This is a genomic window from Pseudoalteromonas sp. bablab_jr010 (genome assembly GCF_016464105.1).
Classification (GTDB): Bacteria; Pseudomonadota; Gammaproteobacteria; order Enterobacterales; family Alteromonadaceae; genus Pseudoalteromonas; species Pseudoalteromonas simplex.
Window position 1 is genome coordinate 72,248 of record NZ_JACDWV010000078.1, and the last position, 21,524, is coordinate 93,771.

15 protein-coding genes are annotated in these 21,524 nt (G+C 41.3%); 8 read left to right on the top strand and 7 right to left on the bottom strand.

Translation table 11 applies throughout. From position 1 onward, the window contains the following. The first annotated feature begins 89 nt into the window (after positions 1 to 89). Positions 90 to 1,121 carry a LacI family DNA-binding transcriptional regulator gene (locus tag JIG37_RS07115; RefSeq protein WP_138599246.1) on the top strand — a complete coding sequence of 344 codons (1,032 nt, stop codon included), beginning with the start codon at positions 90 to 92 and terminating at the stop codon, positions 1,119 to 1,121. Here JIG37_RS07115 and gtfA read toward each other — a convergent pair. Next, entirely contained in the window at positions 1,118 to 2,590 is a 1,473-nt protein-coding gene (gtfA, locus tag JIG37_RS07120) for a sucrose phosphorylase (RefSeq protein WP_199529058.1), read from the bottom strand. The two genes, JIG37_RS07115 and gtfA, sit on opposite strands and share 4 nt — an antisense overlap. A 138-nt stretch (positions 2,591 to 2,728) precedes the next feature. Here gtfA and JIG37_RS07125 point away from each other — a divergent pair, with 138 nt between their 5' ends. Together JIG37_RS07125 and JIG37_RS07130 are read left to right on the top strand one after the other, a co-directional pair. Next, complete coding sequence (locus tag JIG37_RS07125; RefSeq protein WP_138618944.1) at positions 2,729 to 3,949, top strand: MFS transporter; 1,221 nt, start codon at positions 2,729 to 2,731, stop codon at positions 3,947 to 3,949. Between the two features lie 152 nt (positions 3,950 to 4,101). Next, positions 4,102 to 6,501 (top strand): TonB-dependent receptor, encoded by a 2,400-nt coding sequence (locus tag JIG37_RS07130; RefSeq protein WP_199529059.1) that lies wholly within the window; start codon positions 4,102 to 4,104, stop codon positions 6,499 to 6,501. 48 nt (positions 6,502 to 6,549) lie between these two features. Here JIG37_RS07130 and JIG37_RS07135 read toward each other — a convergent pair whose 3' ends face one another. Further along, positions 6,550 to 7,767: a sugar efflux transporter gene (locus tag JIG37_RS07135; protein ID WP_348535075.1), complete on the bottom strand. Its 1,218-nt coding sequence runs from the start codon at positions 7,765 to 7,767 to the stop codon at positions 6,550 to 6,552. A 134-nt stretch (positions 7,768 to 7,901) separates the two neighbouring features. Then, a complete protein-coding gene (locus JIG37_RS07140) occupies positions 7,902 to 10,400 on the bottom strand; it encodes a S8 family serine peptidase (RefSeq protein WP_199529060.1) in 2,499 nt (832 codons plus the stop codon). A gap of 556 nt (positions 10,401 to 10,956) precedes the next feature. On the opposite strand from JIG37_RS07140, the gene JIG37_RS07145 reads away from it, so the two are divergent. The 4 genes from JIG37_RS07145 to JIG37_RS07160 are packed head-to-tail and all read left to right on the top strand — an operon-like array spanning position 10,957 to position 14,088. Then, a complete protein-coding gene (locus JIG37_RS07145; protein ID WP_138618940.1) occupies positions 10,957 to 12,471 on the top strand; it encodes a curlin in 1,515 nt (504 codons plus the stop codon). Between the two features lie 36 nt (positions 12,472 to 12,507). Continuing rightward, on the top strand, positions 12,508 to 12,900 hold the full coding sequence (locus tag JIG37_RS07150; protein WP_054554012.1) for a curli production assembly/transport protein CsgE: 393 nt from the start codon (positions 12,508 to 12,510) through the stop codon (positions 12,898 to 12,900). Position 12,901: 1 nt separating this feature from the next. Beyond that, on the top strand, positions 12,902 to 13,315 hold the full coding sequence (locus tag JIG37_RS07155) for a curli assembly protein CsgF (RefSeq protein WP_244664369.1): 414 nt from the start codon (positions 12,902 to 12,904) through the stop codon (positions 13,313 to 13,315). Next, a complete protein-coding gene (locus JIG37_RS07160; RefSeq protein ID WP_054554014.1) occupies positions 13,315 to 14,088 on the top strand; it encodes a CsgG/HfaB family protein in 774 nt (257 codons plus the stop codon). Before JIG37_RS07155 ends, JIG37_RS07160 begins: the two co-directional genes overlap by 1 nt. Before the next feature lie 149 nt (positions 14,089 to 14,237). Here JIG37_RS07160 and JIG37_RS07165 read toward each other — a convergent pair whose 3' ends face one another. The 4 genes from JIG37_RS07165 to JIG37_RS07180 all read right to left on the bottom strand — a co-directional run bounded on the left by JIG37_RS07165 (position 14,238) and on the right by JIG37_RS07180 (position 18,976). After that, positions 14,238 to 14,936 (bottom strand): response regulator transcription factor, encoded by a 699-nt coding sequence (locus JIG37_RS07165; protein ID WP_054554015.1) that lies wholly within the window; start codon positions 14,934 to 14,936, stop codon positions 14,238 to 14,240. A gap of 163 nt (positions 14,937 to 15,099) precedes the next feature. Next, positions 15,100 to 16,608: a trehalase family glycosidase gene (locus JIG37_RS07170; RefSeq protein ID WP_199529062.1), complete on the bottom strand. Its 1,509-nt coding sequence runs from the start codon at positions 16,606 to 16,608 to the stop codon at positions 15,100 to 15,102. Positions 16,609 to 16,610: 2 nt separating this feature from the next. Beyond that, a complete protein-coding gene (locus JIG37_RS07175) occupies positions 16,611 to 17,867 on the bottom strand; it encodes an MFS transporter (protein WP_199529063.1) in 1,257 nt (418 codons plus the stop codon). A 104-nt stretch (positions 17,868 to 17,971) separates the two neighbouring features. Beyond that, positions 17,972 to 18,976 carry a substrate-binding domain-containing protein gene (locus JIG37_RS07180; protein WP_054554018.1) on the bottom strand — a complete coding sequence of 335 codons (1,005 nt, stop codon included), beginning with the start codon at positions 18,974 to 18,976 and terminating at the stop codon, positions 17,972 to 17,974. 256 nt (positions 18,977 to 19,232) lie between these two features. Between JIG37_RS07180 and JIG37_RS07185 the strand changes: the two genes are divergently transcribed. Then, complete coding sequence (locus JIG37_RS07185; RefSeq protein ID WP_138599237.1) at positions 19,233 to 21,491, top strand: TonB-dependent receptor; 2,259 nt, start codon at positions 19,233 to 19,235, stop codon at positions 21,489 to 21,491. Positions 21,492 to 21,524: the final 33 nt, after the last annotated feature.

Consider the following 21,524-nt stretch of genomic DNA (forward strand, 5'->3'; position numbering starts at 1 on the left):
ATGGTACGCCTATTTTTATGACTAAAAACACTTTTTTTCGACTCTTTATATGGTAATTTACAATTAAGTAAATCGATTAAGAAGCTACAATGACAAAGCCAAAAAGTTGGACGCTGAAAAGTATTGCCCAAGAGTTAGGTGTTTCAAATGCCACTGTATCAAATGCGTTTAACCGCCCTGATCAATTATCGAAAGCACGCCGCGAAGAGATTTTGGCTGCCTGTAAAAAGCTTGGCTATTTTGGCCCTAACAAGGCGGCACAATCATTGCGCCGAGGCACCTTTAATATTGTTGCGTTAGTATTACCAGACAGCGTTGAATATATGATATCTGACCCGGTTGCTAGCAGCTTTATGCGCGGTGTGTCAGCGGTGCTCGAAAAAAATGGTATTAACCTTTTATTATTTTCAGGCAACAGCGATAACCTAAATAGCGTTGTCGACTTTGTAGATGGTTTTATTTGCTACGGCCGCCCACGTAATAAGCAACTTGTTGAGCAATTAAAACAGGTTGCCAAACATGTGGTAACGGTTGATTTTAATATCGGTCGCGATGCCTCAGTAAACGTAAACAACCAACAAGCCAGCTTTGATATTGCAAAACACGCACTTCACAAAAATGATGATCGGGTTGCTATTTTAGGCCTGCGTTTACTCGATAACGACGTATTATGCCGAGTATACGAACATCATGAGTTTGAAGCAGGTCAGTCGATTGCTCATCAACGACTGCGCGGTTATCACCAAGCAATCAGCGATGCTGGCATCACCCTGGGTGATGATAGAACATGGAATATTCCTGAAAGCAGCGAGCGCTTTGCCAGCATTGCCGCCAAAGAAGCACTTAGCAGTACACCAAGGCCAAACGTATTGTTATGTATGAGTGATTTGATCGCCCTTGCCGCCATGCGCGAAGCATTAAAAATGGGCTTATCGGTTCCTGAAGATGTCAGAATTGTTGGCTTTGATGGCATCGATGAAGGCCAACGATTTGTGCCAAAACTCACCACTGTTCATCAAAATAGCGAAGAAAAAGGCCGTATTGCTGCGACCTTGTTTCTATCGAAAGAGCAGCAAACAGCCGAAATCGACTATCAACTGCAATTGGGTCAAAGTAGTTAAGCTAAAAAGTCAGCCAAATCAACAATACTTTGTTCGCCTTCACGGTGATCAACAATGATCACTTCACGGCTAGCAAAGTCAACTTTTAACTCGATTGAGCTGGTATCATCATGCCAGCTTAAACGGCACACACTGCCTTCACCTTTAGCAATAAACTCACCGTTAAAAGCTGGGTGCTCATTACGTAATTGAATCAGCTTGATTAAACCTTTCACCACAGGTTTAGCAAGCGCAGCATCAATGTCTTGCGCATTTAAATAAGGGCGATTGATATCACGACCTACATTGGTACGAGCCAATAATTCCATATCGTTCTCACAAGCGAACAGGCCACCATAATAAACTTGTGGAATACCTGGTGCGAAGAACTGAATTGCACGCGCTAATAAGTAATCAAAGTCATCTGCGCCCAAGGCATTGTAATATGTGCAGTTTACTTGATATAAATCGACATTACTTGCTGCTGCACCAGTCGCTAGGCGGCTTTGCCCTTCACTCTTTTCATGAATAGTTTCAACCAAGTTATCAATTTGCGCAGCGTCTAATAAGCCCGGTTTATCACCCATCGGGCCTGCGTCAATGATGCCAATGCCATCATGAGTATCAAGTACCGTTAAACAGTTACGCGGCGAAATAGTTAGCCAATTCAGTAATGCTTGCGCATCATTGCTAAACAAGCTGTGTAAAATAAGGGGTGGTAAAGCAAAGTCGTAAACCATATTTACACGCTTTGCGACTTCAACCTGAGTTTGGAAATGGCTATGGATCTCGGCAATGGTTTCCATACCCGCTTCATTTGCTTGCGCCGAAAGCTTATTTAGATACTCAAAAGTTTCATCCAACATAAAGCAGTTTGTGCCAGCTTCTTTAATCGCATAGCCTGCCGCATCTAAACGAATAATATTGACATTATTTTCAGCAAATTTGCCAAGCACCGTATCTAAATACTCGATACCCGCCGTTGATTTCACATTGATATCAATTTGGTTATCGGTAAAAGTGGTCCAAAAATCATAGGTTTGGCCGTCACCACATGTAATTGGTGTAAAACAACTACCTGGGCGCGGACGATAAATCGCTTGTTGTTCAGCCTCAGACATGCCATTTGGGAATACATCATCTTTGGTTAGAAATAAATCCCAAAATTCAGATTGCTTGCCTTTAGCGAGTACATCTTTAAATTGGAAAGATTGTGCTGAAACATGGTTAACAATTAAGTCAGCCATTAAGTCATAGTTTGCACCAAGGACTTTTATATCGTCCCAGCTACCAAGGCGCGAGTCTACTTCACTATGATCAATAGGATCAAAGCCAGCATCACTGCCATCAATCGGATTATAAAATGGCAACAAATGTACACCTGCAAACACATTGTTAAGTGGGCCATTTAATAAATTACTTAATTCATCAATACCTTGACCAGTAATACGGTCTGCGTAGGTGATTAATTGCACTTTATTGTTGATCATAATTGTTAATACCAAGTTGAAACTTAATCGATTAAGATATATCTTTAACCACGACAGCAAATTATTCAAGCAGTTTTTATAGTTTTTATACACTAATATACATAGTAAAGGCGCAGACCTTTCGGTGGGGATACAACAATGAATAGAACACACGATCCTTTGCAAACCATTAGATGGCTGACATACATGATGTTTTTTATGTTTGCGATGACCTCTGATGCGGTTGGTATGATCATACCTGAGCTTATCGAAGAATTTAATTTAAGCATGACCCAAGCCAGTGCTTTCCATTATGCACCGATGGCACTTATTGCTTTTAGTGGCCTGTTTTTAGGCTTTTTGGCCGACAGCTTTGGCCGCAAACAAACCATCATGCTAGGACTCGGCATCTTCACCATTTGTTGTTTTCTATTTGCTGTTAGCAGTAGTTTTAGCGTATTTGTAGTGCTGCTTAGCTGTATTGGTCTTGCTATTGGCCTATTTAAAACCGGTGCTTTGGCACTGTTAGGTGATATTTCTACAAACAATTTAGAGCACACAAAAACCATGAATTTGGTCGAAGGTTTCTTTGGTGTTGGCGCCATTGTAGGCCCTGCCCTTGTCAGCTTTTTAATCACCCAACAGGTTAGCTGGACCTACCTTTATGTCATCGCTGGGGTTTTATGTTTGATTTTAACCATAATTGCTTGGCGTGCAGATTACCCTAAACCTAAAAAGCTAGAAGAACACGCAAAACCGGCCTCTCTTGCAACCACCATGAGCATGATGAAAAACCCTTATGCACTGGGCTTTTCATTAGCAATTGCCCTTTATGTTGCAACCGAAGTAGCAATATACGTTTGGATGCCTACTCTACTTGGCGATTACACTGGTCCGTGGCAATTACTGGCAACCTATGCACTGACCTTATTTTTCATTTTACGCGCTGCGGGGCGTTTCTTAGCGGTGTGGCTATTAAATCACTTAAGCTGGCAAGCGGCGATGCTGTATTTAAGCTTAGGAATTGCACTGTGTTATTTAGGCTTAATCTTCGGTGGTGTTGATTGGGCGGTATTCTTACTCCCTTTATCTGGGCTATTCATGTCGATGATCTACCCAACTTTAAACTCAAAAGGTATTTCTTGCTTTGCGGTGCAACAGCATGGTGCTGTTGCTGGGGTTATTTTGTTTTTTACTGCCCTCTCTGCTGCAGCAGGCCCATTATTAATGGGTGTGATCAGTGACTACTTTGGCCACATTCGTTACGGCTTTTATCTCGCAACAGGCTTCGCATGTTTACTGTTTTTAGCCATGCTATATAACTACTTACGTAACCCTGCTGAGCAAGCGTTAGCGCAGCACAGTGCATTAAGCCACTAAATAAAAATCGTTAAAAATCAATCATCGAACATAAATCGTGCAAGTTTTTCACTAAAAAGACTTGCACTGTGTAAAATTATTGTTATCTTTACTTAATCGATTAAGATAACAATTTAGACAACAAACCATCTGGGATTGAGACGAGGCACATTATGACAACACACAAACATGCCCTTTATACATTAAGCGCGCTTGCATTAGCAGTAAGCCAAAACTTACACGCCGAAGAGCAAGCACAACCTGAGGCTAAAAAAAGCGGTCTTGAAACTATCGTTGTAACCGGTGTACCACGCCGTACAACCATCATGGCATCAAGCTCATCGGTTAGCAGTGTTACATTAGCTGAAATTGAAGTATCAACACCACGCTCTACTGCAGAAGCCTTCAGAACAATTCCGGGTGTACGTTCAGAATCGACGGGCGGTGAAGGTAACGCAAATATCGCGGTACGTGGTTTACCGGTTGCATCGGGCGGTGCTAAATTCTTGCAACTACAAGAAGATGGCTTACCTGTTATGCAGTTTGGCGATATTGCCTTTGGTAACGCAGACATTTTCATGCGTTTAGATTCAACAGTACAAAGTGTTGAATCAATCCGTGGTGGCTCAGCATCAACAGCAGCAAGTGATGCCCCAGGTGGTATCATCAACTTTATTTCAAAAACAGGTGAGAACGAATCAGGCAGTGTATCAACCACTGTTGGCCTTGATTATGACTCTATTCGTACGGACTTTGAGTATGGTACTTACCTAAACGACAGTGTGCGCTATCACATTGGTGGCTTTGTTCGCCAAGGCGAAGGCCCGCGTGAAACTGGTTATACATCTAATAAAGGTGGCCAAATTAAGGCAAACCTAACCAAAGAATTTGATGCCGGTTATGTACGTGTGTACTTTAAACACCTCGATGATAAAAGCGTAGGTTACCTACCTATGCCTATGTACTCAGATGGCGATTCAATCCCAGGTTTCGATGCGCAATCAGATACGCCGCATTCTGCTCTTTTCACACAAACGCTGCGTTTAAATGGTGATAACCAAATCAGCACGGGCGATATGACCGACGGTATGAACCCAGTTGTTACCTCAGTAGGTTTTGAAGCAGCATTTGATTTAGAAAACGACTGGCGCATCGAAAACCGCTTTAGAACGTCATCAGTAAGCGGTAACTTTATTTCTCTTATTCCAGCTGAAGTTGCAAGTGCAAGCTCTATTGCTTCTAGTATTGCTGGTGATGGTGCATCGCTTGTTTATGCTAATGGTGGTTCAGCAGGCGAAGCCTATGGCGATGACGATTTAGCAATGCGTATTCACACATTCGATGTAACGCTAAACGACATGGGTTCAATTGTTAATGACCTTAAATTAACTAAGTCGTTCTCTGATGACACTAGCGTTACGTTTGGTTACTTTGCATCAAGCCAATCGATTGATATGTCGTGGCTTTGGAACTCATATGTTATGGAGCTAAAAGGCGACAACGCGGCATTACTTGACGTTTACGCTGCAAATGGCGACAGCTACTCAGATAATGGCTTGTACGCTTATGGTACACCTTACTGGGGTAACTGCTGTCAACGTAACTACGACACAGAATACGAAACACGCGCACCTTACATTAACTTAGCCACTAAGTTTGGCGATTTAAGCATTGATGCAAGTGCTCGCTATGATTCAGGTGAAGCACGCGGTAACTACGCAGGTGCAGTAACATCAACAATTGATATGAATGGCGACGGTACCATCTCAATTCCTGAGCAAAGTGTTGCTGGTATTGATAATGCAAATCCTAGCATTGTTAACTACGACTGGCACTACAGCTCATACTCAATTGGTGCGAACTACCAAATTGATCCAAGCTTTGCGACATTTGCCCGCTTAAGTAAAGGCGGCCGCGCGAATGCAGACCGCTTATTATTTGGTAAAGTAGACGCAGATGGCTCAGTTGCAGAAGCCGATGCAATTGATGAAGTAAACCAATACGAAATCGGCGTGAAAAAACGTTTTGATTCGCTATCAGTATTTGCAACTGCATTCTACGCAGAAACAGAAGAGCAAAACTTCGAAGCAACATCACAAAAGTTCTTTGACCGCGAGTACGAAGCAAAAGGTATTGAGGTTGAATCAACCTACTACGTAGGTGATTGGGATTTCCGTGGTAACTTTACTTGGACAGACGCAGAAATTGCTAAAGATGCGTTATCGCCAGAGTTAGTCGGTAATACACCACGTCGTCAAGCTGACCTTATTTACTCTCTAATGGCAACTTACAACTTTGACAAAGGTGCTGCAGGCCTAAGCTTTATTGGTACAACGGATGCTTACGCACAAGACAGTAACGACCTTGAGTTTGATGGCTATACACAAGTGAATGGCTTTGTAAGTTACAATCTATCTGAAAACTTAAGTCTATCGCTTAACGTGAACAACCTGTTCGACACCGTAGGTATCACAGAAGCAGAAGAAGGCTCAGTACCAGATAACGACATTATTCGTGCCCGTACTATCAACGGCCGTACAACGTCGCTTACTTTAAAATACTCTTTCTATTAATTACTCTCCTCCCTCGTTTTAGCCCAGTGTTTACTGGGCTTTTTGCGTTTATGTGTTCTTACCAACAGTAACAAAAGGGTGCTGTATTTGACTAGGTTGCTGCTCATTTCGTTTTACATAACTAAATAGTATTAAGCACCCAAGGGCTAAACTTGCTGCTAGCATTGAGCCAAGTGTTGCAAACCTAAAACTATAAAACTGTGCAACAACCCCAGTTGCCCCTGCCCCGCACATAACACCCAGTTTAATGGCGTTCGTGTAAAACGCTGAGGTAAACCCTATTCGTTCGGGGACCTGATCTTGTAATACGGTTAAGCCAATGCCCGCAAAAATACCGTAAAACAGCCCATTCAATACTTGTAACGCGATCAAATGCCAAACTTGAGTGGCAAAAAACACTCCTAAATAAAATACAATGGCACAACAAAATGCCACCGCAAGCATCGCGACTTTACTGTATTTTTTAGCAAGCTTTGCCCCATACAGCATGATAGGAATTTCTAACAGCGCCACTACACCCATAAACAGCCCAGGCGTATGTTCAGCGAATCCTAGTTCAGTAATGCTATAAAGCGGCAGTGCCGATGAATACATAATATTGCCCGTTGAACCAAGCATAATAGCTAAGCCCAACAGCCAAAATGATAAACTCGCTGCCGCTGCTGGCTCTCTGCCGTTTTGTGATTTCTTAGCGCTGTAGTCAGGAATAAACTTAAATGCAAAAATAAGAGCAACCAAGGCACACACCGCAGCAAAGTAAAACGAGCGGCTAAACTCGCCTCCAGCGGCTAACAAATAACCAAGTGGCGGACCGCCCACCCACGCAAAGGAAATAGCAGCACGTAAACGGGAATTAAAACTGGTGATGTCGATGTTCTGTTGACGCCCAGCCCATTGTCTTGCCACGGTCATCATTTGCGGAATTGCCGCATTACCCATTGCAAGAAACAACACACCTGCGAGCAAGACTTGCCAAAATGCTGTAGCATTCGCAAAGGCCACTAACGCACACACCATACCCGATACAGCCACCATAAATAACTTTCGCGCACTGGTGCCTTTATCAGCCATGCTACCTAGCCACTGACTGATAACTAACCCCATAATGGTGACCGCCACCACATAAACACCTAAGTACATAGGGGGTGCTCGCAGCCCTTCTACAATAAATAAGCTCATCAATGGGTTAACGAATGCCCCCATTAACCCGGTTAGCATACTTAGAAGAATAAAAATTGCACCATGCTGTTTCAGCAATGCTTTCACTCACAACCCCACATCAATACGACAAGTCAACATTTAAAGGGCGCATATTATACATTGTTGTAGTAGAAAACTCATTTTGTAATACAAATAAAAAAGCCCAGCGGGGAAACTGGGCTTTGTCGTGTGGAACAATGTTAGTCGAAGGACACTGTTACTGGGTTAGAACAAGTCGTTTCAGTTACACAGACTTGATACTCATAGCTTGGCAACTCAGCCTTACGCTGTACATCGCGGTAGAAACCACGATCAGCGACTGTTTCAAGTAGTTCACCGTTACGATAAATGCTTACTTGATCGGCCACTGTTTGCCAACCTAAATCAACACGCATCGTACCTAATCGTGTTTTACTTGCACGTTTAACAGATAGCTCAATTTCGACATCAGATACCACAACCGTTTGTGTAAACGTATCTGTTTGACCTTCGCTATCGGTCGCAGTTAGCGTTACTTCATAGCTACCCGCTTGTGCATAACTATGCATAGGGTCAGCATCTGTTGAAGAAGCACCGTCACCAAAGTCCCACGCCCAAGCAACAATATCATCGTTACTATCAGTGCTGGTGTTAGTGAAAGTGACATTTAAGCCTGATGTTTCAAATGCAAAGCCAGCTTGTGGTGGCTGCGGGCTTACTTCACCAATAGCGCTAAACGTCAGTGACCAGCTGTTTAAAGTACCCGTATCAGCTGACAGTACGTCTTTCACATTAAGTACCCAATCACCTGTCGCAACTTCACCATTAAAGTTTGCTAGCGAATAGCTTTGTACTAGGTCGTCGGCACCACCACCTGATTGGCTGTGTAGTGTAGCTGTTGTACCTTGCGGAGAGGTTAAGGTAACAACTAAATCACCAATGTAAGTATGAGCAATATCAATACTTGCATCCGTTGAGAAAACCGTCAGCTCATCTGCAACTGTAATGATTGAATCAACACCCGTGTCATTGTTATCTGGAATAGACGCAGGTGTTTCATTTGAGTAAGTAAAGTCATTTAAGCCAACAGGATTAACAAACAATGACGCACTGCTTTGTTTAGCTAGCTCGCCCGATGTTGCATCAACAACAAAACTATAGCTACCCCACGCTGTTGCCTCTTCTGTTGGTACAGTTAAAGTAACTACATCACCAGGAACCGCCTCAGTTTGCGATAGCGTTGCGCCCGCTAAATCAGCTTGAAGTGCTAGGCTAACAACACCTTCCCACTGGGCGATTGAGCCAATTTCAAAGGTATAAGTTGCCGTTTCACCAGCAGTAATCTGCTGTGAACTTGGCGAAACCGAGATTTTGAAGCTTGGAGTCGGATCAGCTTGTTCTAGTGCCTGATTCACATTTAAACGATTGCCAGACACTGTTTTACCTTGTAGTGCTTCATTCTGGTCACCGCTATTCATTAACAACTCTTTGAGTTCAAGCGTTGTTAAATCAGGATTAATCGATAGCACTAATGCTGCGGCACCCGCAACATGTGGTGTTGCCATTGAAGTACCCGAATAACTAGCATAACCATTGCCCGGTACCGTTGATAAAATAGCACTACCCGGTGCACCTAAATCAACACTGGTTAAACCCCATTGTGAAAAGCTAGACATGTTATCTCTGCTATCAGTGCTGGCAACAGATAATACGCTGTCGTGCTCGTAGTTTGACGGATAGTGAGGGTTTTGGTCATTATCAACCGCATCGTTACCCGCAGCAGCAACGAATAAGATATCAGCTTGTTCACTCGCTGTGATAGCATCCGCTAGAGCTTGGCTAAAGCCACCACCGCCCCAACTGTTATTTAGAACACGTAAATTTACGCCTTGATTCTTAAGATCAACCATGTAATCGATACATTTAATAGCGTCAGAAGTGGAACCGGTACCATCTGCACTTAAAAATTTACAACCTACAATCGATACTTCGTGGTTAACACCTACAATACCCGTGCTGTTATTACCTGACGCGCCAATTGTACCCGATACGTGAGTACCATGGCCTTGGTCATCCATTGGATCACCAGAGTCAGTGATAGCATTAATACCGTGAACGTCATCAACATAACCATTACCGTCGTTATCGATGCCATCTCCTGGAATTTCGCCTGGGTTGATCCATGCATTATCAGCTAAGTCTTCATGGCTGTAATCAACACCCGTGTCAATCACACCAACAACAACATCGCGACTACCTGTTGAGATAGACCATGCTTCAAGCGCATCGATGTCAGCATCATCTACACCACCTGTCTGACCTTCATTGTGTAACCCCCACAATGATGAAAAATCTGGATCATTAGGCGCACTTGCAATTGAGACTCGATAATCTGGTTCTACATATTCTATGGCGGCATGAGTTTGTAGACGCTTGATAGCTTCTTTTGTACTCATTCCTGCAATTTTAAACTTAGCTAAACGGCCAGATAAAATCGCTGAGTAATTATCATCAACACCATCTTTATTCATATCGCTGATTGTGGCTCTGACTAAGCTACGAGCATGAGCACGCATTGCTGCAGAAGTGCCCTTTTTATACATAACGAGTACAGAATCTTCACTTGCACCGACGAGAGTTGTTTTTGCTGGTGTGCTGATTTGCGCAGCACCTATACAAGGTAATAAGGCGAGGCTTAATACAGATAATTTAGTTTTCATATTTACTATCCATAATTAGTAATACTGACCGAATCAACATGATTCGACCACCAAAGCTCATTACTTCTGAAAATGATTATCACGCGGCATACCCCATAAATGGCGAATTGCAGATAACAGGCAAGGAAAAAAATTAAACAGGCAGCAAATCCATGCTTTTTTACCAATTTAGATTCTAAATTCAGATAAAAATCAGCCTTTTTCGTGGCAAATGGAGCGTCAATTACCCGAGGTTATTTATCAAACTTTTTTACTGCTTTGTAATAATTCCTCATATCAAAACCTGATTAGATAATTATAAGATCATGAAAATAAAGAATTAATTAAAACCACAAAAACTGCTGATTTTATATTATTCCATATCTGTCTAAAGTGATTTTCTGTTAATTGCTTTATCTTTTCAGTGCATTTAACAATTTTGCTTCATTCACTTCTGATTGTTAGCGAACACTTGAATATCACGCAATTTAATCCGGCAAGGCATGCCGGTACATGGCCCTAAAAGCAAAAATAATATTTTAGGGCTTTGATTAATAATAATTTAAAGGAAATAATCATGAAGTTAAGAAAGTCTCTTCTTACCTGTGCAATCACCTTTGCACTCGGTTCAAGCTTTGCTGCTAACGCAAATACTGATGACAAAGCGCAGTCTAGCTCTGAGCTTGCTACTCAGGTAACAACTTTAGGTGTTAGCAACTCAATTATTCTAGATCAAGTATCTGTAACAGGTGTGGGTAATGAAGCAGTTATTACCCAGCAAGGCACTGGACAACGTGCAGAAACCGTCAGTATTGGTGACGGCAATATGGTTCAAGTTAACCAAGCACAAACATCTAACTTATCACTTATTTATAATACAGGTGATTTCAATGATGTTGCTCATACTCAGAATGGCACAATGAATGGCGCACTGTCTGAAACAGTAGGTAACGACAACGCTATTCGTGTTGAACAACAAGGTGCTGGCTTCTTTGGTATTAATAATGAAGCTATTAACACAGTTACAGGTGATGAAAATACAATTACTGTAACCCAAGGTGATGGGGGCCACTGGTTCTACAACTTCGATTTAGAAGGTAATAGCAACACAGTAAGCTCTGAGCAAGTTGGTTTATTAAATGAAGCTACATTTAATACTGTCATTGGTGATGACAACACGATTGAAGTAGCTCAAGAAGGCTTATTCAACGCCTTTACGTCAGATGAAATTGTCGGTAATGGCAACGACATTACAATTGACCAGACCGGTGCGTTTAACAGTGCAACATTAACTTCTGTTCGTGGTGATTACAACGAAGTTGAACTTGAGCAAGATGGCGACTCAAACTCTGCGTTAATTGCTGAAGTTACAGGTAATGATAACGAAGTTAAATCAGACCAAGAAGGCAACAGCAATAGCTTTGAATCAGCGGTATTAATTGGTGACGGCAATACGTTACTTGTTAATCAAAAGCAAGATGGGAATACTGCAGGCTTAGATGCAATTGGCAACGATAACGAGCTAACGGCATTCCAAAATGGTAACGGCAATGATGTATACCTTGGTGCAATTGGCAATGATAATGAATTTGTTGCAAACCAAATTGGTGATGCAAACAGTGCACATATTGCTAACTTCAATGGCAACGATAATAACGTTGATATTGCACAAGCAGGTGATGAAAACACGGTACTGGTTCAGTCTTCTTATCCAGATACATCGCTATCTTCAAATGATAATGATATTGCGATTAACCAAGAAGGTAATCTAAATGAAGCCGCACTAACGTTTGCAAGTGTGCTTGATAGCAACAATAACCAGGTTGCTTTCACACAAGTTGGTGAACTGAATGCGATTGACCTTATCATGGAAGGAAGTAGCAATTCAGTTGATATTAGCCAAACTGGTTCTGAAAACTTTGTTGCAGGCATTGGTGAAGGCGCATTCTTGTTAGGTGGTGAAGGTAATTCACTGGTCGTTGTCCAAGAAGGTAATGCTAACCTTGTAGAAGGCTCAATGATTGGCTCTAACAGCACGGTCGTTATCACTCAGCTAGGTGATGGCAATATCGCGACTGTAACCCAAGAATAATCATATTTAGGGGGAGCCTTGCTCCCTCATTTCGCTATGAAATTAAATAACTTTCTCCGCATATGTTGTATCTTGCTTGCAGCTCAAAGTGCTGCTAGTTATGGCGAAGATCTCGAAATTGATGGTTTAGTACTCGATAGAAGCATTAGCCGATTTGGCCATCAATTTTATTTTGAGTTTGCCAATCTTTGGCGTGACTTACCTTCAACAGCTGGCTTTAATATCGAAATAAAAGAAACGGTATTACCTCGAGCGGGTACTCGCCTTGTTTTAAGAATGAACAACCAAATTGTGTACGTTACCTACCTAGGGCGTCGTTTAGAGCCATTAGATGAGCGTGTTAAACAAGCCATGTATAGCGTAATGGATGCAATGGCGCGTAACAAAATGCAGCAATCATCACCTGATATGGCAAAAAATGGATGGTAAAATGAAATACTTAACAACACTAATAATAATACTCTGCCCCCTCTACAGTTGGGCAACTGAACTCGTTTATACCCCTATAAATCCAAGTTTTGGTGGCAGTCCACTCAATGGCAGCATACTGCTTAATAAAGCGCAATCCCAGAATAAACATAAAGCGCCAACAATCGAACAAACTTATGGTGAAAAATTTCAAGACTCATTAGAGCGTACCTATTTAAATCGCATGGTTCGTGAGATCACCGATATGGCGTTTGGTGATGAAATCGACGACAGTATTTTTAACGGTGACTCTATCTTCATGACAGGTGATTATGAAATTCAGATCATTACCAGTACTAGCGATTCTATTACTGTAAGAATAACAAATACTTCTGATGGAACAATTACAGTTATTGAAGTACCGAGGTTTGGATAATGAGAAGTTTAATCTTAACCACACTAATCGTAATTTTGTCGGGTTGTTCATCAATGGGCAATTTAATTCCACCGACAAAGCAACTCGCAAGTACACTAGAGCCAACAGAAACCTTTAAGGCATTGCAAGCACTTCCACAACCAGTGGGCAGCATTCCTGTTTCTGTGTATTCATTTCGCGACCAAACTGGGCAATACAAACCTCAAGCTAATGTCAGTTCGTTTTCTACCGCAGTGACCCAAGGCGCAAACTCTATTTTAGTGCAAGCATTACATGAATCAGATTGGTTTATTCCGGTAGAACGTGAAGGTCTACAAAATATTTTGACTGAGCGTAAAATTATTCGTGCCGCGCAAGCCGAAAACGACAAACTGCCTGAACTGCCACCGCTTACGACTGCAAAAATAATCTTAGAAGGCGGTATCATCAGCTACGATACTAATATTAAAACGGGCGGTATTGGGATGGAATACTTCGGGATTGGCGCATCAGAGTTATACCGTGAGGATGCAATCTCAATTTATTTACGCGCTGTCGATGTTCGCACAGGCCAAGTTTTGCTATCCGTTGCGACAAGCAAAAAAGTGCTCAGTCAAGAAATGCGCGCAGGGTTCTTTCGCTATGTCAGTTACAAGCGTTTAGCTGAAGCAGAAGCCGGTTTTACCGACAACGAGCCTATGAGCATCTGCGTAACTCAAGCAATAGAAAAAGCATTAAGTGATCTTGTACTAAAAGGTATTAACAAAGGTATTTGGGCTGCAAAAGCGGTCTAATTGAATTGTGGCGCTGAACATCACAGCGTCACACACTTAAAATGAACTGCCGACTTTCGTCACCAAGAACTACTACTAACCATGCTAGAGCTAAGCACTGGGTAAAATCACTCTCCTTTAAACGCAATACTTACACCTTTGGATTATAATCACTGTGTATTTTGTAAAGACAAACTCACTGCCATGTAGCTTTGTGCCCAGTTAGCTAGTTCTACGCGATTACGTGATGATGTTTTCTTAAATGCGCTGTAAAGATGGGTTTTAACCGTATGATCGCTGATGTTTAAACGCTCTGCGATATCTCGATTACTCGCGCCTTGTGCAAGTAGATGAATCACTGATTTCTCGCGTTTAGTTAGTAAGCTGAGATCAATATCGTTATTTACCGAATCATTACTGGCACTAAATTGACTTCGAGACATAGCATAAAGCATGTGATTAAAGGTTGTAGAAATACTTTTACGACTAAAAAATAACTCACCATTGATCACTCTCACAAGCCCTGAAAAAATATCTTCAGGTGATTGCTCGGCAAAAAACACGCCTTTAATGCCATTTAAAAGTAGGTTCTTTTCACAGATGGCGTCAGCATCTGCATTAAAAATAACCACTGAGTTTTGCTTAGCAAGTTGTACTAATTCTGCTGGTAATAGGTCTTTCCAATCGGTGTTAGTGCTATCTATCAGATAAAGATCAAATTCGTCGCGCATCGCATCTTGGGGTAAGCTTGTATCTACTTTGACGCGGACAAAGAATGCATCAAGCATCTTGATTAAATACTGATAGCTTTGACTACGGTTTTGCAGTTTTGGTTGTGCTTTTAGAAAAACAGAAGTTGGTTGAATCATCTCATTTCTTCCTTGAAACATTTTATTCACAATACCCAATTTGGATACATGATTCAACCATTTATAATCCTTTATTTTAGTAATTTACAACATCACCAATCCATTTGGATGGCCAGACGCGCGAGTTAACAAATTGTAAATAACCATACTCACATCTCCCCTTTTACAGTGAGTCATTGAGTAGTTTATAAAAACGTGATGTTACACCGTTCGTCCAACCAAACCCTTGTTGTACTGTGTATTCACCGCCACCAGCACGACTTACCAATTCACATACATTGTATTTTTCAAGAAGACACTTATCCTCAGCAAAACGCATTTCGATCATACTCAACCAATTTTTCATGACAGCTTCGGCTTCGCTGATAAAGCCATAGTCAAGCAAACCCTTAACAGCAAACCATTGCAGAGGTGCCCAGCCATTAGGGCTATCCCACTGCTGAGGAGTATTAGATAATGTTGTAACTAACCCTCCAGGTTTTAAAAAGTCACTCATTAGTTTAGTTTTTACTTGCTGAGCTTGCTGCTCAGATGCAGCACCGACAAATAAAGGTACAGCCATTGCCATAGAATCAATGGGACTTTGCTTATTTAAACGAATATTAAAGTCTCTATAAACGCCTTTATCATTATCCCAACAATATTGGTTAATTGCTTCTAGTCTAAATAATGCCAATTCAGCAATTGCTCGACTTTTATGCTCTTTGTTAATTAAGCTGTAAAACCTTTCTAAGGTCTTTTCGAGGTTATAAACTAAACAATTTAAATCAATAGCTACTATATTTGTTGTTTCAATACTCTTCAAATCACTTGGCTCACTGAGCCAGCGACTGCTGAAATCCCACCCTGATTCACAGGCAGCACGAATATTCTGAAAGTAACTCAACTGCTGATCAGCTGAAAGATTTTGCGCATCATGCAAATCTTCTTTCAACGACTCTGGTCGTGGCGAGCGGGCGCTATCCCAATATCGATTTAAAATAGCCCCATCAGACATTTTAACGACACGCTTAGTAGCTTGTTTATCGTCAACTAACTCTTCACACCCTTTCATCCAAAACTGATATTCAGCTTCTAATGCCGCTATCGCATTTTCTAGCCAAGAAAAGTCTTTGCGTTGCTCATATTTAGCCTCCCATAATAGCGTAACCATCAAAGCTAAAACGGGCGGCTGAGACCGAGAGCTGTAATAAACTCTATTTCCATTTGGAATGCAGCCATTGCGCTTTTGCAAGTCAATAAAATTATTAACCATGGCTTCAATGGTTGCCAGGTCGCCTATGTCCTCAAGGCCTAATGCTGTAAAGTAACTATCCCAGTAGTAAATTTCTTGAAAACGTCCACCAGGAACAATGTAGTCAAACTGTAGAGGCATCAAAGAGCTTGATAAATCACTATCGGCACTGCGATGCAGGTGCGGCCATAGATCGAGTATATACTGGTTTACCGATGTCGTATTGAGTTTCGCCATTGGTATAGCTTGGTTGGCGAATGAAAAGTGCGACATAACAAACTCACGAAGCTTTTCACCTTGCAGAGGACCTACTAATTGGTATAACTCACTCGCACTCTGCCAAGATAAATTGGGGACTGCATCTGCAAATGTTTTAGAATCAGCAAAAATTTCTGCCATTTGCACATCTTTAAATAGCTGGCTATTAACAAAGTTCATAATCATTCCTTAATTGCCTGACGTGTCAGACCATTTTCTAAAACAAGCGTCGCTTTTTTAAACGCCGAAACACTTACTAACAACAGGACTATTGGCAGCAAAGTTAAATAAAAGGCGTGCTGGCCACTAAACTTATCGAACACAAAGCCCGTAATTATTGAACCCGTGGTGCCCCCTAAAGCCGAGAAAACAACGATTAAGCCAGTCATCGCAGCATGTTTATGCTTTTCTAAAGAACTCAGCATGACTGAGTTGAGTAAAGGGTAAATAGGTGCCATAAAAAAACCGACTAGAGGCAACATATATGCCGCAAAAGGCACATCAAAAATATTTTTTACTTGGCTGCCATCAACATCATGAGTAAGAGGTAAAACAAGTAAAATCAACAGCCCCATTGTAATCAGGCAAGTCAATAACATCTTGAACCAACTAATAAACCTAAGTACTTGCCCAGCAACCAAACGGCCAAGCGCTAACGCTGCAGCAAATAAACTAGCGAGCTGAATACTGACATCAACGGGGAGTTTTAAAACTTGATTGTTAAAGGTAGGCAGCCAGGTACCCACTCCTTGTTCAATTAAAACGTATAAAAAAGCACTAACTACAAAAATAAGCACTAAGGGTTGGTATGTTAATTTCAGCATATCTAAGAAAGCGTCTACTTGTGACTGTTTCTGGTTATGTAACTCAGGAGATTTAATTGGCGCAGTTAAAACAGTAAAGGTAGTCACTAAGACGATCGCTGCTAGCATGTAATATACATTCAACCATTCGTTACTTTGGGGGTTATTAGCATCGATGAATAATGCAAAGATCCAGTAACCCGATAACACCCCAAGCATAAACACCCCTTCAATAGTGTTTAGCAAAGACGAATGTTTGTTCGCGTTATCAGAAAGTTGACCAATAATTGAGTAAACAGAGATTTTCACTACAGCGAAGCTACAACCAATTGCAGCAAATAATGCTTTTAGCACCCAAAATTCAGCAATGCTTGGCACCAATAAACAAAGAGCCGACACTAACAATAATGCACAGAGCATCGCGATTTTGTAGCCTATCCTTGGAATGAATGAAGCGACTAAAAAAGACATAATGGCAATGCTCAAATCCTTAAATCCCTCTAAAACAGAGGCATCCGTCTTGCTAACATCCAGGCTATTAATTGCTTGTAAAATAACAATGCCTACACTATTGAGCATAATTGCAAATACAAAATAGCTGCTTGCTAACGCTATGGTAATTCTTAATGAAGCCATTTAACTATACCGAAAGTAATTTTTACTCAGTCTAGTTGAGTGGAATTTCTTTTGCAAACGTTTGCAATAACAAAATACACAATTTATTCACAAAAAACCGAACTCTATTTGCTAGATTGTCGATTTATCATTTCAATTTCAACAACTTGGGAGTTAACTTTTTGGCCTGCGAGTTGTGCAAGTAGTTTTTCAACCAAAATAATAGAGGCGCGCTGGGTATTTTGCTTAATAGTTGAAAGTGATGGATGACTAATATCAGCCATAGAAATGTCATCAAATCCGATAAGACCAACATCATTTGGTATGCTGATGTAGCGTTCTTTAAGGGCCTTCATAGCGCCAAGAGCAACCATATCACTACATGCCATAATCCCATCGAAACAAAGCCCCTTATCTACCAGTAACTGATTTATACCCTGATAGGCAGCTTTACTCGTGATATCGATAGACAGTACATTTGGCGTGGCTTTTGCCTTTGAAACTGCATCTAAGTAGCCTCTGTAGCGCTCACCAATTTCTGCGTGAGCAGGATCGCCCAAAAACAACACATTTTTTGCACCGTGCTCAAGTAAGCGTTCAGTGGCTAAACGGCCTCCCAAGTAATTATCACTACCAACTATAGGGTAATTACTTTCTGTTTTTGGATCTCCCCAAACAACCAATGGAACACCCGCATTTGCAGCTGCCTCAATATTCGCCTGGCTTTTACCTTGTCCGACAACAATCAAACCATCAGCCCGACGGCTGTTGATGAAATAATTGACCCAATCATCACTTGCCATAAATGAGTTAGAAAGTAACAGTTCGAGGCCATGCTTATTCAGTGCAAGGTTAATTTCGCCAACAAGTTTCAGTAAAAAAGGGTCATTAATTGATTGTTCTGTGTCACCATCAAGATTGATCATCACAGCAATCACATTGGTTTTTTGCGTTCGAAGACGGCTTGCAGCGGTATTCAGACTAAAGTTGTGTTTCTTCGCTAAACGCTGAAGCTTCTGCCTAGTTTCTAGTTTAATCAAAGGGTTATCATTAAGTGCTCTTGACACTGTCGAGGTAGATACACCTGCTAATTTAGCAAGATCAACTAATTTTAATTTTTTATCGTTCATGGCAGTAACACAGTAATCCTTAAACTGGGATAACAATATAGCATTTTTTTAAACAAACAACTGCTTAAAATTTTTTATTAAAAATCAATAACAAAACCAAGTTAACTGGAAGAAACCAAGAAAATTGTGAAAAACAGTTACAAAATTGTTTGCAAACGTTTGCATAAACTTCTATGGTTTAAATAGGCAAAGCATTAACAATTTTTTAAAATCTTGTTATGCAGTGTACTTAACAACAGATTAGTGGGAAAAAACTATGGCAACAAAACACACACGAACTGCAATTGCATCCGCAATTCTTTTAGCAATGTCAGGCCAAACTGCTTTTGCTGAAGAGCAGACACAACAGGCAGCAGAAGAAAAAGTAGAACGCATTATTGTATCTGGTACACCAGGTGGTGTAGGTGTTCGCAAAATTGACGCTGGTTATGCCGTGACGAATATTGATGCTGACCAAATTGTTAAACTTTCACCTAAAAGCACCGCGGACTTGTTTAAAGCTGTACCTGGTGTTTGGGTAGAAAGCTCTGGTGGTGAATCAGGCGCGAACGTATTTGTACGTGGCTTTCCGGGTGGTGGTGATGCACCATTTTTAACAATTAGCATTGATGGCTCTCCTATCTACCCTGCTCCGACGCTCTCATTTTTAGAAAACTCTTCTATTTTCCGCCTTGATGAAACAATTGAGACAATGGAAGCACTTCGCGGTGGCCCTAACCCAGTTGTTTCAAACGGTCAGCCCGGTTTAACAACAAACTTCCGCTTAAAGCGCGGTAGCGAAGATACCGAAGCTATTTTTAAGTACACAACATCTGATTATGACCTACAACGTATTGATGCGATGGTAAGTGGTGAAATTTCTGAAGATTTTTACTACATGGTAGGTGGTTACGTTAAGAGTTCACCTGGTATTCGTGACGCAGGTTTTACCTCAGAAAAAGGCAATCAATTTACGATTAACCTTACAAAGGTGCTAGACAATGGCACCATCAACTTATACAGCCGTCATACCGATGATCACGGTGCGTGGTACTTACCTACGCCTTTAAATGTTGAAGGTATTGATGCTGGCTACACACAACTTGGCACTCTAAATCGTCAAGCAACTATATATACTGGCCCTAACAATGATGAACATCAAATTGACTTAGGTGAAGGGCGCGGTTGGAAAGGTCATGTGTCTGGCGGTAGCATCAAGCTTGAATTTGATAATGGCTGGCAGTTTGTAGATCGCTTTAACTTTACTAAAGGTGATGCAAATACCTACGGCCTTGTTCCAGCAGGCTCTGCAACAACATTGGGTGAAGTAGCAACTAATGGTGAAACCGCAGCAGGTGCAGCAACAGGCACTGTTTATGATGCAGATACACCAGTACAACAACTTGGCCGTTGGGTTGTATTAAAAGAAATTAGTTCATTCACTAATGATCTTGCCTTTTCTAAAGACTTTGGTGACCTGTCTGCCGCATTCGGTTATTACACAGCAAGCACATCAGCAAACGACTGGTGGAGCTTAGGAAACGCTGCTTATCATGTACTTGAAGCTGGCGGTGAGATGTTAAATGACATTGAGTGTAATGCAAGTACTGAAGGTTGTGCATGGAACTACGATATTAACTCGACAGGTGATGCACGCACCAATGCGTTTTACTCAACAGCTCAGTATAAAATCAATGATGCATTCACACTTGATGCAGGTATTCGTTTTGAAAATCACGAAGTAGAATACACGGTAGATGAAGGCCTAGATGGTGTTATTACTAAATCTATCCAGTACGATGAAAGCAAAACATCATGGACAACAGGTATTAACTACTCAATTAATGATGATATGGGTGTATTTGCACGTGTTAACCGTGGTTATAAAATGCCTTATTTCGATGATTTTCGTGATAACTACGGCGCTTACCAAGGCGGCGAAAAGTTAATCAAAGAAGTGACACAGGCTGAATTCGGTTACAAGCTTTTGACTGATAGCACTGATTTTTATGCCACTTTATTCACGAATGAAGTAAAAGGTGACACTTTTGTTCGTCGTCCAGGCGCCCCTGCTGAAATTTTAACAAATGAAGCATACGGTATTGAGCTTGATTATAACTATAACCACGAATCTGGTTTCTCAGTTAACTTAAACTCAACACTGCAAGAAACTGAGATCACAGAAAGCCCGACCAACGAAGGCAACGAAAGCCAACGTCAGCCAAAATGGCAAGTACGTGTTACACCGAGCTATGACTTTGAAGTCAGCGGCATGTATGCAACTCTATACGGCACAATTTCAGCAGTTGATGATCGTTGGGGCGACAACGAAAATACTGTTACATTAGAAGGCTATGAAAAAGTTGACCTAGGTTTAATTGTTGAGCCTATGGAAGGTATTAAAATACAGTTAGCTATTGATAACTTAACTGATGAACAAGGCATTACCGAAGGTGATCCTCGTAATGCTGATGCACCAAATGGCCGTTATATTATGCCTCGCACCACGCGTTTAAGCGTAAGTTATGAGTTTTAAACTCTCCTAAAATCCCTTGGTTGTAAGTCAATC

Excerpts from the sequence above, each read along its gene's own strand:
- JIG37_RS07165 (WP_054554015.1), bottom strand. The coding sequence starts at position 14,936 with ATGATTCAACCAACTTCTGTTTTTCTAAAAGCACAACCAAAACTGCAA.
- JIG37_RS07185 (WP_138599237.1), top strand. The coding sequence starts at position 19,233 with ATGGCAACAAAACACACACGAACTGCAATTGCATCCGCAATTCTTTTA.
- JIG37_RS07155 (WP_244664369.1), top strand. The coding sequence starts at position 12,902 with ATGAAATACTTAACAACACTAATAATAATACTCTGCCCCCTCTACAGT.
- JIG37_RS07175 (WP_199529063.1), bottom strand. The coding sequence starts at position 17,867 with ATGGCTTCATTAAGAATTACCATAGCGTTAGCAAGCAGCTATTTTGTA.
- JIG37_RS07125 (WP_138618944.1), top strand. The coding sequence starts at position 2,729 with ATGAATAGAACACACGATCCTTTGCAAACCATTAGATGGCTGACATAC.
- JIG37_RS07170 (WP_199529062.1), bottom strand. The coding sequence starts at position 16,608 with ATGAACTTTGTTAATAGCCAGCTATTTAAAGATGTGCAAATGGCAGAA.
- JIG37_RS07180 (WP_054554018.1), bottom strand. The coding sequence starts at position 18,976 with ATGAACGATAAAAAATTAAAATTAGTTGATCTTGCTAAATTAGCAGGT.
- JIG37_RS07140 (WP_199529060.1), bottom strand. The coding sequence starts at position 10,400 with ATGAAAACTAAATTATCTGTATTAAGCCTCGCCTTATTACCTTGTATA.
- JIG37_RS07130 (WP_199529059.1), top strand. The coding sequence starts at position 4,102 with ATGACAACACACAAACATGCCCTTTATACATTAAGCGCGCTTGCATTA.
- JIG37_RS07160 (WP_054554014.1), top strand. The coding sequence starts at position 13,315 with ATGAGAAGTTTAATCTTAACCACACTAATCGTAATTTTGTCGGGTTGT.
- JIG37_RS07150 (WP_054554012.1), top strand. The coding sequence starts at position 12,508 with ATGAAATTAAATAACTTTCTCCGCATATGTTGTATCTTGCTTGCAGCT.
- JIG37_RS07115 (WP_138599246.1), top strand. The coding sequence starts at position 90 with ATGACAAAGCCAAAAAGTTGGACGCTGAAAAGTATTGCCCAAGAGTTA.
- JIG37_RS07145 (WP_138618940.1), top strand. The coding sequence starts at position 10,957 with ATGAAGTTAAGAAAGTCTCTTCTTACCTGTGCAATCACCTTTGCACTC.
- gtfA (WP_199529058.1), bottom strand. The coding sequence starts at position 2,590 with ATGATCAACAATAAAGTGCAATTAATCACCTACGCAGACCGTATTACT.